The sequence below is a fragment of the Pseudomonas sp. 3B-A001-10F genome, from assembly GCF_056313565.1.
On the sequence record NZ_JBQYFW010000010.1, the window covers coordinates 1 to 12,355 of the forward strand.

The 12,355-nt window shown below is 56.7% G+C and carries 14 protein-coding genes; 9 read left to right on the plus strand and 5 right to left on the minus strand.

Features of this window, described 5'->3' with window-relative positions; all coding sequences use genetic code 11:
- Positions 1-375, plus strand: a 375-nt coding sequence (locus tag AC0ZWN_RS11770; RefSeq protein ID WP_476335138.1) for a hypothetical protein, incomplete at its 5' end; no start/stop codon positions are given.
- Between the two features lie 88 nt (positions 376-463).
- Here the strand turns inward: AC0ZWN_RS11770 and tyrS are convergent.
- Positions 464-1,663: a tyrosine--tRNA ligase gene (gene tyrS, locus AC0ZWN_RS11775; protein WP_093441830.1), complete on the minus strand. Its 1,200-nt coding sequence runs from the start codon at positions 1,661-1,663 to the stop codon at positions 464-466.
- 212 nt (positions 1,664-1,875) lie between these two features.
- On the opposite strand from tyrS, the gene AC0ZWN_RS11780 reads away from it, so the two are divergent.
- Positions 1,876-3,294, plus strand: a complete 1,419-nt coding sequence (locus tag AC0ZWN_RS11780) for a peptidoglycan DD-metalloendopeptidase family protein (protein WP_476335139.1) — start codon at positions 1,876-1,878, stop codon at positions 3,292-3,294.
- A 3-nt stretch (positions 3,295-3,297) separates the two neighbouring features.
- A complete protein-coding gene (locus AC0ZWN_RS11785) occupies positions 3,298-4,389 on the plus strand; it encodes an anhydro-N-acetylmuramic acid kinase (protein WP_476335141.1) in 1,092 nt (363 codons plus the stop codon).
- A 71-nt stretch (positions 4,390-4,460) separates the two neighbouring features.
- Here the strand turns inward: AC0ZWN_RS11785 and erpA are convergent, their stop codons facing one another.
- Entirely contained in the window at positions 4,461-4,811 is a 351-nt protein-coding gene (erpA, locus tag AC0ZWN_RS11790; RefSeq protein ID WP_008077999.1) for an iron-sulfur cluster insertion protein ErpA, read from the minus strand.
- Positions 4,812-4,979: 168 nt separating this feature from the next.
- Positions 4,980-6,014 (minus strand): N-acetyl-gamma-glutamyl-phosphate reductase, encoded by a 1,035-nt coding sequence (argC, locus tag AC0ZWN_RS11795; protein ID WP_034155112.1) that lies wholly within the window; start codon positions 6,012-6,014, stop codon positions 4,980-4,982.
- Positions 6,015-6,147: 133 nt separating this feature from the next.
- On the opposite strand from argC, the gene hemJ reads away from it, so the two are divergent.
- The 6 genes from hemJ to coq7 all read left to right on the plus strand — a co-directional run bounded on the left by hemJ (position 6,148) and on the right by coq7 (position 10,697).
- Entirely contained in the window at positions 6,148-6,576 is a 429-nt protein-coding gene (gene hemJ / locus AC0ZWN_RS11800; RefSeq protein WP_476335143.1) for a protoporphyrinogen oxidase HemJ, read from the plus strand.
- Positions 6,577-6,609: 33 nt separating this feature from the next.
- Complete coding sequence (locus AC0ZWN_RS11805; protein WP_476335145.1) at positions 6,610-7,581, plus strand: NAD(P)H-dependent flavin oxidoreductase; 972 nt, start codon at positions 6,610-6,612, stop codon at positions 7,579-7,581.
- A 75-nt stretch (positions 7,582-7,656) separates the two neighbouring features.
- Complete coding sequence (locus AC0ZWN_RS11810; RefSeq protein ID WP_476335147.1) at positions 7,657-8,607, plus strand: DUF805 domain-containing protein; 951 nt, start codon at positions 7,657-7,659, stop codon at positions 8,605-8,607.
- Positions 8,608-8,668: 61 nt separating this feature from the next.
- Positions 8,669-9,457 carry an SDR family NAD(P)-dependent oxidoreductase gene (locus tag AC0ZWN_RS11815; protein ID WP_093441854.1) on the plus strand — a complete coding sequence of 263 codons (789 nt, stop codon included), beginning with the start codon at positions 8,669-8,671 and terminating at the stop codon, positions 9,455-9,457.
- 57 nt (positions 9,458-9,514) lie between these two features.
- The gene (locus tag AC0ZWN_RS11820) at positions 9,515-9,853 is read left to right on the plus strand and encodes a histidine triad nucleotide-binding protein (RefSeq protein ID WP_003228789.1); all 339 of its coding nucleotides are present in this window, start codon (positions 9,515-9,517) and stop codon (positions 9,851-9,853) included.
- Between the two features lie 196 nt (positions 9,854-10,049).
- The gene (coq7, locus tag AC0ZWN_RS11825) at positions 10,050-10,697 is read left to right on the plus strand and encodes a 2-polyprenyl-3-methyl-6-methoxy-1,4-benzoquinone monooxygenase (RefSeq protein WP_008077993.1); all 648 of its coding nucleotides are present in this window, start codon (positions 10,050-10,052) and stop codon (positions 10,695-10,697) included.
- A 111-nt stretch (positions 10,698-10,808) separates the two neighbouring features.
- Here coq7 and speD read toward each other — a convergent pair whose 3' ends face one another.
- Both speD and AC0ZWN_RS11835 read right to left on the minus strand, forming a co-directional pair.
- Positions 10,809-11,603, minus strand: a complete 795-nt coding sequence (gene speD / locus AC0ZWN_RS11830) for an adenosylmethionine decarboxylase (RefSeq protein ID WP_194935305.1) — start codon at positions 11,601-11,603, stop codon at positions 10,809-10,811.
- A gap of 236 nt (positions 11,604-11,839) precedes the next feature.
- Positions 11,840-12,262: an OsmC family protein gene (locus AC0ZWN_RS11835; RefSeq protein ID WP_016772921.1), complete on the minus strand. Its 423-nt coding sequence runs from the start codon at positions 12,260-12,262 to the stop codon at positions 11,840-11,842.
- Between the last annotated feature and the right edge of the window lie 93 nt (positions 12,263-12,355).

Here is a 12,355-nt window from a genome sequence, read left to right on the forward strand (position 1 = left end):
GCTCAGCAATCGTTGGTTACATCTTTGATTTCTCGCGGAGTAACTTGTGATGCTGATAATCTTGTTGACTATCAGTCTGACTCCACAAGCACCCACACGAATTGCTTGATTCAGTTGTTAAAGAGCGGTTGGTTAAGATTTTTCGTCTCAACCGAGGCGCGCATTCTACAGCAGCCTCATTTGCTGTCAAGTGATTATTTTCAGAAGTTTTCGAAGAACTCTTCAACAACTTCAACCACTTGCGCTTCCGATCTCTCGTCAGCGGGAGGCGAATTCTACAGCGTTACACGCTGCTGTCAACACCTCTTTTTCAACTTCCTTTTTGGCCTCGATGAACTGAAGCAACCTGCCGCCGAAACCTACATAACTCATTGAATCTCAAGGAGTTTTCCGTTTCGACTGCGCCGGAAGTGGGGCGAATTATAGACATCTGAAATTCGCCGTCAACACTTATTTTCAGAAATCACTCAGATTTCAGTGTGATACGCGCAAACGCCTTCTTGCCAGCCTGACAAACGTGGGTCGCGCCCAGTACATATATAAAGGAGCGATCAACGACTGCACCATCGATGCGCACACCACCAGACGCCAACAGATCACGCGCTGCCGCCGAGTTCTTCACCAACCCCGCCTTATTAAGGACAGCAGCGATCGGCATATCCTCAGTAGAGGCCAACTCGATCTCTGGCAGATCATCCGGCAACTCGCCATCTTTCATACGGTTACCCGCCGCACGATGGGCATTGGCAGCAGCCTCTTCGCCATGGAAGCGCGCAACGATCTCTTCAGCCAGTTTGATTTTGACATCGCGCGGATTAGCACCCGCCTCAACATCAGCGCGCAGTGCATTGATCTCATCCATCGAGCGAAAGCTGAGAAGCTCGAAGTAACGCCACATCAATGCATCCGGAATCGAAACCAGCTTGCTATACATAACGCCCGGCGCTTCCTGGATACCGACGTAGTTGCCCAAGGATTTGGACATCTTCTTCACGCCATCCAGACCTTCGAGCAGCGGCATGGTCAAAATGCATTGAGCCTCTTGACCATAACCACGCTGCAACTCACGCCCCATCAGCAAGTTGAATTTCTGATCGGTACCACCCAGCTCGACATCCGCCCGCAGCGCAACCGAATCGTATCCCTGCACCAGCGGATAGAGGAACTCGTGAATAGCGATTGGCTGATTGGTGGTGTAGCGCTTATCGAAGTCGTCACGCTCAAGCATGCGCGCCACGGTGTACTGAGAGGTCAGGCGGATGAAGTCCGCCGGCCCCATCTGGTCCATCCAGGTGGAGTTGAACGCAACTTCGGTTTTCGCCGGATCAAGAATCTTGAACACCTGCGTCTTGTAAGTCTCGGCGTTTTCCAGAACCTGCTCGCGAGTCAACGGAGGACGCGTAGCACTCTTGCCGCTCGGATCACCGATCATTCCGGTGAAGTCACCTATAAGGAAGATAACCTGATGCCCCAGCTCCTGGAACTGACGCAGCTTATTAATAAGCACCGTGTGACCCAAATGCAGATCAGGAGCGGTCGGATCGAAACCAGCCTTGATTCGCAGCGGTTGGCCGCGCTTGAGCTTCTCGATCAGCTCGGACTCGACCAATAGTTCTTCCGCACCACGTTTAATCAGCGCTAGCTGCTCTTCAACCGACTTCATAACAGACCCGCAAGGCTCAGATTCAAAGGGAACCAACCATACAAGATCGTGCACCAATTACAAGTTTTGCCCGGCGCACGGACACCAATCCACAAACGCGGCGTCTGCAGACTTGCTTCAGAGATGATTTGGTTATATTTTATACAGTTATTTCATCTTCATCATGTCATTCATCTTTTCCAATTCATCTTTTTTCAAAGTCAAAATTACTTATGACCACAGAACCGTCTAAAGCGCCTCCGCTTTACCCGAAGACCCACCTGCTCGCCGCAAGTGGAATCGCCGCCCTTCTCAGCCTGGCACTCCTGGTATTCCCTTCCAGTGATGTTGAAGCCAAAAAGACGACCCTGAGCCTTGAACTGGAAAGTCCTGCTGAACAACTGACACAAGATCAAGACGCTGCTGACGCTGCTCAAGCCACAAATGAGCCAGTAGCTTCACCATTTGCTCAAAGCGAAAACAGTAGCGAAAACACCCCGAAAACCGCAGAGGCTGCAACTGCGCCGGCCGCCGAAAAGCCAAAAGCGCCTGGCCATCGCGAGGTCATTGTTGCCAAGGGCGATACCCTGTCGACCCTGTTCGAAAAGGTCGGCCTGCCTGCCGCCTCCGTTCACGAAGTCCTGGCCAGCGACAAACAAGCCAAACAGTTCAGCCAACTCAAGCATGGCCAGAAGCTCGAATTCGAATTGACCCCTGACGGCCAACTGACCAGTTTGCACAGCAAGGTCAGTGACGTCGAAACCATTACCCTGACCAAGAATGACAAGGGTTACGCCTTCAACCGGGTTACCGCAAAACCAACCGTTCGAACTGCTTACGTCCATGGCGTAATCAATAGCTCGCTCTCACAATCAGCAGCCCGTGCCGGTCTCTCCCATAGTCTGACCATGGATATGGCCAGCGTCTTTGGCTACGACGTCGATTTCGCTCAAGACATCCGCCAGGGTGACGAATTCGATGTGATCTACGAGCAGAAAGTGGTCAACGGCAAAGCCGTCGGCACCGGACCTATTCTGTCCGCTCGCTTCACTAACCGCGGCAAGACCTACACCGCTGTGCGTTACACCAACAAGCAAGGCAACAGCAGCTACTACACCGCTGACGGCAACAGCATGCGCAAGGCGTTCATCCGTACTCCGGTGGATTTCGCCCGCATCAGCTCGAAGTTCTCAATGGGCCGCAAACACCCGATTCTCAACAAGATCCGCGCCCACAAAGGCGTGGATTATGCTGCGCCACGCGGTACGCCAATCAAGGCTGCGGGTGACGGTAAAGTGTTGCTGGCCGGACGGCGTGGTGGCTACGGCAACACGGTGATCATCCAGCACGGCAACACTTACCGCACGCTGTACGGCCACATGCAAGGCTTCGCCAAAGGCGTGAAGACTGGCGGTTCCGTTAAGCAAGGCCAAGTCATCGGCTACATCGGCACCACCGGCCTCTCGACCGGCCCGCACTTGCACTATGAGTTCCAGGTCAACGGCGTTCACGTCGATCCGTTGGGACAGAAGCTGCCAATGGCTGATCCAATTGCCAAAGCCGAACGCGCTCGCTTCCTTGCACAGAGCCAGCCGCTGATGGCGCGCATGGATCAAGAGAAAGCCACCATGCTGGCTTCGAGCAAGCGCTAAGTCATGGCCCTGTATATCGGCGTGATGTCCGGAACCAGCCTCGACGGTCTGGACATTGCCCTGATCGAACAGACCTCGGCGATCAAACTGGTCGCCACGCATTACATTCCCATGCCTGAACCCCTGCGCGCCGAGCTGCTTGGCTTATGCGCCAGCGGCCCTGACGAAATCGCCCGCTCGGCGATTGCCCAGCAGAACTGGGTGACACTCGCGGCGCAGGGCATTCATACCCTCCTCGATCAGCAGCGACTCAAACCGCAAGACATTCGGGCGATAGGCAGCCACGGCCAGACCATTCGCCATGAGCCTGCACGCGGTTTCACCGTGCAGATCGGCAACCCCGCTCTGCTGACCGAACTGACCGGTATCACCGTAGTCAGCGATTTCCGCAGTCGCGATGTGGCGGCCGGAGGCCAAGGCGCTCCGCTGGTACCTGCATTTCATGAAGCGTTATTTGAAGAGCGTACCGGTAACCAGGCCGTCTTGAATGTCGGCGGCTTCAGCAATCTGAGTCTGATTGAGCCGACCAAACCTGTAGCCGGTTTCGACTGCGGCCCCGGGAATGTGCTGATGGACGCCTGGATTCACCAGCAGCGCGGCGAAAACTATGATCGCAATGGCGACTGGGCTAAAACAGGTTCAGTCGAGCCGACACTGCTAAACGCACTCCTCAGCGATCCGTTCTTCGTCACCAAGGGGCCGAAAAGTACCGGCCGAGAAGTGTTCAACCTGCCCTGGCTGGAACAACATCTCTCGCACCTGCCAACCTTTGCTGCCGAGAACGTGCAAGCGACGCTGCTTGAGCTGACCGCGTTGACGATCATTGAATCTTTGCAAAACGCTCAAACCGATACTCAGGAACTGTTGGTCTGCGGCGGCGGCGCGCACAACGCCACGCTGATGAAGCGTCTGGCCGAGCTGCTGCCGACCACCAAAGTCGCCAGCACTGCCACTCACGGCGTTGATCCCGACTGGGTCGAAGCCATGGCCTTCGCCTGGCTGGCCCATTGCTGCCTAGAAGGCATCGCCGCCAACCGCCCAAGCGTCACCGGCGCACGCGGGCTGCGGATACTTGGCGCTATCTACCCTGCTTAAAGATTAAGCACAGCAAAACGCCGCAGAACCGTGAGGCTCTGCGGCGTTTTGTTATCTGGAGCGAGGAGCGATCAGATCGAGAACGAAGACCCGCAACCACACGTCGTGGTGGCGTTCGGGTTCTTGATCACGAAACGAGAACCTTCCAGACCTTCCTGGTAGTCCACTTCAGCACCGGCCAGATACTGGAAGCTCATCGGATCCACCACCAGACTCACGCCTTCGCGCTCGACGATGGTGTCGTCCTCGGCCACATCTTCATCGAAGGTGAAACCGTATTGAAACCCTGAACAACCGCCGCCCGTAACGAATACGCGCAGCTTCAAGCGATCATTCCCCTCTTCATCGACCAGGCTCTTCACCTTGTGCGCGGCACCGTGGGTGAATTGCAAAGCCGTGGGGGTGAAGGATTCGACGCTCATGCTGACTATCTCCCGGCGTTACGCCGCCATAATGCGTGATGACGCGCATTATCCGCTTGTCCGAGAAAATCGGTCAACTATTGTTACGGTATATCAATAAACCCGACGAGCTGTTCAGAATGCAAAAAGGCCCGCTGAACGGGCCTTTTCGCTGTGCTGCTTAAAGTGTTACGGCAGCATACCGGCGTGGGACAGACCGAAACGCTCGTCCAGCCCGAACAGGATGTTCATGTTCTGCACCGCTTGACCCGACGCACCTTTGACCAGGTTGTCGATCACCGACAGCACCACCACCAGATCGCCATCCTGCGGACGATGAACGGCGATACGGCAAACGTTGGCACCGCGCACGCTACGGGTTTCCGGATGGCTGCCGGCCGGCATTACATCGACGAATGGTTCGTTGGCGTAACGCTTTTCAAACAGCGCCTGCAGATCCACTGAGCGATCAACCACGGTCGCGTAGAGCGTCGAGTGAATACCACGGATCATCGGAGTCAGGTGCGGAACGAAGGTCAGACCGACATCCTTGCCCGCTGCGCGACGCAGGCCCTGGCGAATTTCCGGCAGGTGACGGTGACCTTTCACCGCATAGGCCTTCATGCTTTCCGATGTCTCGGAGTACAGCGAGCCGACAGCCGCACCGCGACCAGCACCGCTGACGCCGGATTTGCAGTCGGCGATCAAGCGCGAAGTATCCGCCAGACCGGCTTCGAGCAATGGCAGGAAACCCAACTGGGTAGCGGTCGGATAGCAACCCGGTACCGCGATCAGGCGAGCCTTCTTGATTTGCTCGCGATTGACTTCCGGCAGACCGTAAACCGCTTCGTCCAGCAACTCCGGTGCGCCGTGCGGCTGACCGTACCACTTGGCCCACTCTTCAGCGTCTTGTAGACGGAAGTCGGCCGACAGGTCGATCACCTTGGTGCCCGCCGCGAGCAATTCACCGGCCAATGCGTGAGCCACACCGTGCGGTGTAGCGAAGAACACTACGTCGCAAGCGCCGAGGGTCTTGATGTCTGGGACGCTGAAGGCCAGGCCGTCGTAGTGTCCGCGCAGGTTCGGGTACATGTCAGCCACGGCCAGACCGGCCTCGGATCGGGAAGTGATCACTACCACTTCTGCCTGCGGATGCTGCGCCAACAGACGCAGCAGTTCGACACCGGTGTAACCCGTGCCGCCGACGATACCGACCTTGACCATAACCTGCCCTCAAAGAACCCACTGGAAAGCCGTCGATAATAGGGGCCGCGCGGCCCTGCGACAACCGTCAAGGTGACGTGCGGACGCTCAAGCCTCTACTATCCGGCTTACCGTGAACCTGGAATAACTAAAAATGCTCTATCTATGGATCAAAGCTTTTCACATTGTCAGCATCGTTTGCTGGTTTGCCGGGCTGTTCTACTTGCCGCGTCTGTTCGTGTATCACGCGCAAAGCGAAGACACGATCAGCAAAGAGCGCTTCAGTGTCATGGAGCGCAAGCTGTATCGCGGCATCATGGGTCCGGCGATGATTGCGACGCTGATTTTCGGCGGCTGGCTGATCTACCTCAACCCGAGCACCTTCAACATGGGCGGCTGGATTCACGCCAAACTGACCCTGGTCGTGTTGCTGATCGGCTACCACCACATGTGCGGCGCGCAGGTAAAACGTTTTGCCCGTGGCGAAAACACCCGCAGCCATGTCTTTTATCGCTGGTTCAATGAAGTGCCGGTTCTGATATTGCTGGCTATCGTAATTCTGGTCGTGGTCAAGCCGTTCTAACTTCAACAAGTACAGATCCTTGGGGTGTTCATAATGTCGCTGCCCGCTTTGCTCGAACAACGTCTGCGTCTGCCTGTAGTGGCGGCGCCGATGTTTCTGATTTCCAACCCTGAGCTGGTGCTCGCCTGCTGCCGTAATGGCGTGGTCGGCAGTTTTCCTGCGCTGAACCAACGTGAAAGCAGCGGATTCAAAGCCTGGCTGGAACAGATCGAAGCGGGCCTGGCGACACTGGACAACCCGGCGCCGTACGCGGTGAACCTGATCGTGCACAACAGCAACCCGCGCTTGCAGGCAGACCTGAACATCTGCGTCGAACACAAAGTGCCGATCGTCATCACCAGCCTCGGCGCGGTGAAGGAGTTGGTCGACGCGGTACACAGTTATGGCGGCCTGGTCTTCCATGACGTCACCACTCGCCGACATGCCGAGAAAGCGGCCGAGGCCGGCGTCGACGGATTGATTGCTGTGGCGGCCGGCGCCGGGGGCCATGCCGGGACCTGGAGTCCGTTTGCGCTGATCGCCGAGATCCGTCAGTTCTTCGATAAAACCCTGCTGCTTGCAGGATGTCTTAACCACGGGCATGAGATTCTCGCCGCACAGCTGCTCGGCGCGGATCTGGCCTACTTCGGTACGCGATTTATCGGCACCACGGAAAGTCATGCGCCCGACGCCTACAAGGAGATGCTGCTGACAGCCAAGGCGTCCGACATCATCCATACTCCAGCGGTCTCGGGAGTGCCGGCGAGCTTTATGCGGCAGAGCCTGGAAGCGGCCGGTTTCGACATGGCCGCTCTGCAAGGCAAAGGCGAAGTGAATTTCGGTGACAAGCTCAAGCCAATCAATGATGAAGCCAAAGCCTGGAAGACTGTGTGGTCGGCCGGACAAGGCGTAGGACAGGTCGATGACCTGCCGAGCGTAGATCAATTGATCGCACGGCTGGACGCTGAATACCGGAAAGCCCAGGAACACGCAGCACAATTGCCAAAACGCTGGCCGCGCGAATAAAACCGGGCCAGTCGACTCAAGACTGGCCTTACACTGACGACCTTTCAAACCATTCGCGACAAGGATGCCTCGGCCATGAGCGAACCCCGTTACAAGATCGTATTCGACGGTGCTTTGCAGCCCGGTGTCGATATCACTACCGCCAAGCTCAATCTGGCTGATCTTTTCAAAAGTGAAGTGGCCGCCATCGAACGCCTGTTCAATGGCCGCGCCGTAGCACTCAAACGCGACCTGTCCCACAACGATGCACAGGCTTATCTACAAGCTCTGAGCAAAACCGGGATTGATGCACGCATTGAAGCAGAGACGGCAATCGAACTGAATCTATCGGACGTCCAGGAACACTCCACTGTGGTGGCAGAACCGGACTCCCCGTATGCACCGCCTCGCGCCAATGTGGGGGAACACCTTCCGGCGTTCGCCACGCTCAAGCCGTTCAGCGTCGAAGGCCGCATAGGTCGCCTGCGTTTTCTGGCATGGACGATGGTCCTGAGTCTGGTGACCCTGCCCATTGTCGGCGTGTTCGCCCTGCTGGCTCTGGGTCTGGTCAGCGGCGATTCCACCACCGGCCTGATCATCGGCGGAATCTTCGCGTTCTTCCTGTTTATCGCCTTCCTGATCGTCAGCATTCTGTTCAGCGTCCAGCGTCTGCACGATATCGGCTGGTCGGGCTGGCTCTGGCTATTGAACCTTGTACCGTTCGTGGGCAGCTTCTTCCCGCTGGTGATCATGGTCGTACCGGGCAACACCGGCGCCAATCGCTACGGCCCTCCCCCGCCGCCAAACAGCACCGCCGTGAAAGTGCTGTGCTCCCTGTGGATCGTGTTCTTCGCACTGATTTTTGTCGGTGGAATGCTCGGCGGCATCTCAGCCATCCAGCAGGAATATGAAAGCAATCTGGAAAGCAGCTACGAAAGTGGCTCGGTGACCACTGACGAAGTCGAAGTAGAGGTCGAAACGCCTGCGGATTCCGCCGACGAGGCAGCCGAAGCGGCGCAGGCCCCTGTAGACTCTGCGAAAGAATGAACAGCGCTCCCCGCCGTGACACCCGCGTCGCCGGCGCGGAGCTGTTGCGATGGAGAATTGCATGACCCGTTACGCACTGATCACCGGCGCCTCCAGCGGCATCGGCCTGGCCATGGCCGAAGCTCTGGCCCGGCGTGGCCGCAGCCTGATTCTGGTGGCCCGACAGCGTGATCAGCTCGAAAGCATTGCGATCGAATTGACCCAGCGTTTTGGCGTCGAGGTACTGTTCCGCGCCTGCGATCTGGGCGAGCCATTGCGTCTGTCCGGCTTCCTGCTGGAACTGGAAGAAGGTGACCGACAGATCGACTTGCTGGTCAATTGCGCCGGCATCGGCACCTGCGGCCCGTTTCTCGCACAGGACTGGATGACCGAGCAGGATCTGATCGAAGTGAACATCCTCGCCCTCACCCGTCTCTGCCACGCCATCGGCAACAGCATGGCGCTGCAGGGTGGCGGGCAGATTCTCAACGTCGCCTCGGTGGCCGCCTTCAATCCCGGCCCATGGATGAGCACTTACTACGCCAGCAAGGCGTATGTGCTGCACTTCTCCGAAGCCTTGCGGGTTGAACTGAAACAAAGTGCGGTGAAGGTCTCGGTACTCTGCCCCGGCCCGACACGTACGGCATTTTTCCGCACGGCGCAGTTGAACAGCGACAAACTCAAAGACAGCAAGTTAATGATGAGCCCAGAGGAAGTTGCGCTGTACACCGTACGCGCCCTCGACAAGAACCGCGCAATCATCATTCCCGGACGACGCAACCGCTGGTTCGCGTTCTTGCCGCGACTGGGCTCGCGCTGGCTCAATCGCACCATCGTCGGTATGGTCAATAAAGCTTACTGCCCGCGCTGAAGAAACCGGATTCAACGCGGTACACTCGATTCAGCCCAAACAGCGGAGAAAACAGCAGTGGATACTCTGTTCACCAAGATCATCAACCGGGAAATCCCGGCCAAGATCATTTACGAAGACGACCAGGTTCTGGCCTTCCATGACATCGCCCCTCAGGCACCGGTGCATTTCCTGGTGATCCCGAAAAAACCGGTGCGCACCCTCAATGACCTGACCGAAGATGACAAGGCACTGGCCGGGCACATCCTGTTCACTGCGCAGCGTCTGGCACTGGAACTGGGTTGCGAAGAAGGTTTCCGCGTGGTGATGAACTGCAATGAGAAAGGTGGGCAGACCGTCTATCACATTCATATGCACGTACTCGGTCAGCGTCAGATGAACTGGCCACCGGGCTGATTCACGACAAAAACTGTGGGAGCGAGCTTGCTCGCGAAGGCGTCGGCAAATTCAAAACCTCCATTGCCTGACACTCCGCTTTCGCGAGCAAGCTCACTCCCACAAAAAAGCATGACCGCGCAGCAAATGACCCAACGCAAACCTACCCCGGCCGATTCGGTTAAACTGGCCGCCGAGATTCTTCCCGGAGGTCAGCATGACTACCCAACGTCACTACTCGCCGATTGACCGTCTTCTGCTGCAAGCCGATGCTGCAATGCGTACTCTGCTGCCCTTCAGTGGCCAGCCGTACCGTCCGTCGCCGGCGATTTTGCAGCCGGACACGCAGATGAGCGACGAAGACACCCGCCACGTCGCCGGCCTGATGCGTATCAACCATACCGGTGAAGTCTGCGCCCAAGCGCTGTATCAGGGGCAGGCGTTGACCGCCAAGTTGCCTCAGGTGCGCGAGGCCATGGAGCACGCCGCCGAAGAAGAGATCGATCATCTGGTCTGGTGCGAACAGCGTATTCATCAGTTGGGCAGCCATACCAGCGTTTTGAATCCACTGTTTTACGGGATGTCGTTCGGGATCGGCGCAGTGGCCGGGTTGATCAGCGACAAGGTCAGCCTTGGATTCGTCGCGGCGACCGAGCATCAGGTGTGCAAGCACTTGAATGAACACCTGGAGCAGTTGCCGGCCGAGGACGAAAAGTCCCGGGCGATTCTGGAGCAGATGCGCATAGATGAAGAACATCATGCGGAAAGTGCGCTGGAGGCTGGGGGTTTTCGGTTTCCGGCGCCGGTGAAGTTCGGGATGAGTATTCTGGCCAAGGTGATGACCAAGAGCACTTATCGGATCTGAGATCTGTGTAGGTGCTGAATCGCGAGCAGGCTCGCCCCCACAGGGTGCTTTGTTCCAGCAATAAAAAAGGCGACTGTCCTGAAACAGTCGCCTTTTTTGTGCCCGGGAATCTTAGGTCGGCATGTTGCGTGCGTAGAAGATTTCGAGCATTTCGTGTTTCACACGGTCGGTCACCTGAACGCGCTGCTCGGAGGACAGATTGCTGGTGGCGTCGCCGAACAGGTAGTTGTCCAGTTCGAAGTTCTTCAGCAGCATTTTGGTGTGGAACAGGTTTTCCTGGTACACGTTCACGTCAGTCATCTGGTACGCGTCGCGGGTGTCTTCGGAGAGGTAGTTCTGGATCGAATTGATCTCGTGGTCGATGAAGTGCTTGTTGCCTTCAACGTCACGGGTGAAGCCGCGCACACGGTAATCCACAGTCACGATGTCCGAATCGAACTGGTGAATGAGGAAATTGAGCGCTTTGAGCGGTGAAATGACACCACAAGTCGACACATCGATGTCCACACGGAAAGTTGCAATACCGTCGTCCGGATGGATTTCCGGGTAGGTGTGCACCGTAATGTGACTCTTGTCGAGGTGGGCCAGGATAATTTCGGGCAACGGACCCGGCGACTCTTCGATCTGGCTTTCAGTCGGGGTTACCGGCTCTTCAGAAATCAGAATCGTGACGCTGGCGCCCTGGGGTTCATAGTCCTGACTGGCAATGTTCAGGATGTTGGCACCAATGATCTCGACAACTTCTGTGAGAATCTGCGTCAGGCGTTTCGCGTTGTACTCTTGATTGATGTACTCGACGTAAGCCTGCTGGTCTTGCGGGGTTTCCGCGTAGCAGATGTCATAGATATTGAAGCTCAAGGTCTTTGTCAGGTTATTGAACCCGTGGAGCTTGAGTTTGCTTTTCACCGTTAAAAACTCTCTATGTATGCGGCCAGGCGCGTGATCAAGCATGCCCGTCAAGTGCGAACGACGCACCTGCGTAGGACGGTTAACACCTCTTCGCTATGGCGATTTTGGTTATCTGTTCAAGCGGTTGATCCGTCGGCTGACCGATCACTGCCCTGAAAAAAGTGGCGCATTATGCAGACGTCAACGAGTGATCGTCAGAGTCTGCAATGCGTTTATGATAGTTGAATGTCGGTTCAACCGAGTTCGACGATTTCGTAGTCGTGGGTGATCGCCACGCCTGCCGCGCCAAGCATGATCGAAGCGGAGCAGTATTTCTCGGCGGACAGTTCAATGGCGCGTTTGACCTGAGCTTCTTTCAAGCCACGGCCCTTGACCACGAAATGCATGTGGATCTTGGTGAACACCTTCGGATCTTCGGTCGCGCGCTCGGCGTCAAGAAAGGCCTCGCAGCTTTCAACGGCCTGACGGGATTTCTTCAGGATGCTGACCACGTCGAAGTTGCTGCAACCGCCGACACCCAGCAGAAGCATTTCCATCGGACGAACACCCAGATTACGACCACCGGCGTCCGGCGGACCGTCCATCACCACGACATGACCGCTACCGGATTCGCCCAGGAACATGGCTTCGCCAGCCCATTGGATGCGTGCCTTCATCGCCCAGACTCCACTGTAAAAAAAGGGTCGCCAGCTTAGCACAGGGCTTTGCCCGGACAGCGAGCAACGTTCCTAGGACACGATGCCTCCGCG

Bases quoted from the DNA above. Each gene is read 5' to 3' on its own strand.
- tyrS (WP_093441830.1), bottom strand. From the start codon at position 1,663: ATGAAGTCGGTTGAAGAGCAGCTAGCGCTGATTAAACGTGGTGCGGAA.
- AC0ZWN_RS11780 (WP_476335139.1), top strand. From the start codon at position 1,876: ATGACCACAGAACCGTCTAAAGCGCCTCCGCTTTACCCGAAGACCCAC.
- AC0ZWN_RS11785 (WP_476335141.1), top strand. From the start codon at position 3,298: ATGGCCCTGTATATCGGCGTGATGTCCGGAACCAGCCTCGACGGTCTG.
- erpA (WP_008077999.1), bottom strand. From the start codon at position 4,811: ATGAGCGTCGAATCCTTCACCCCCACGGCTTTGCAATTCACCCACGGT.
- argC (WP_034155112.1), bottom strand. From the start codon at position 6,014: ATGGTCAAGGTCGGTATCGTCGGCGGCACGGGTTACACCGGTGTCGAA.
- hemJ (WP_476335143.1), top strand. From the start codon at position 6,148: ATGCTCTATCTATGGATCAAAGCTTTTCACATTGTCAGCATCGTTTGC.
- AC0ZWN_RS11805 (WP_476335145.1), top strand. From the start codon at position 6,610: ATGTCGCTGCCCGCTTTGCTCGAACAACGTCTGCGTCTGCCTGTAGTG.
- AC0ZWN_RS11810 (WP_476335147.1), top strand. From the start codon at position 7,657: ATGAGCGAACCCCGTTACAAGATCGTATTCGACGGTGCTTTGCAGCCC.
- AC0ZWN_RS11815 (WP_093441854.1), top strand. From the start codon at position 8,669: ATGACCCGTTACGCACTGATCACCGGCGCCTCCAGCGGCATCGGCCTG.
- coq7 (WP_008077993.1), top strand. From the start codon at position 10,050: ATGACTACCCAACGTCACTACTCGCCGATTGACCGTCTTCTGCTGCAA.
- AC0ZWN_RS11835 (WP_016772921.1), bottom strand. From the start codon at position 12,262: ATGAAGGCACGCATCCAATGGGCTGGCGAAGCCATGTTCCTGGGCGAA.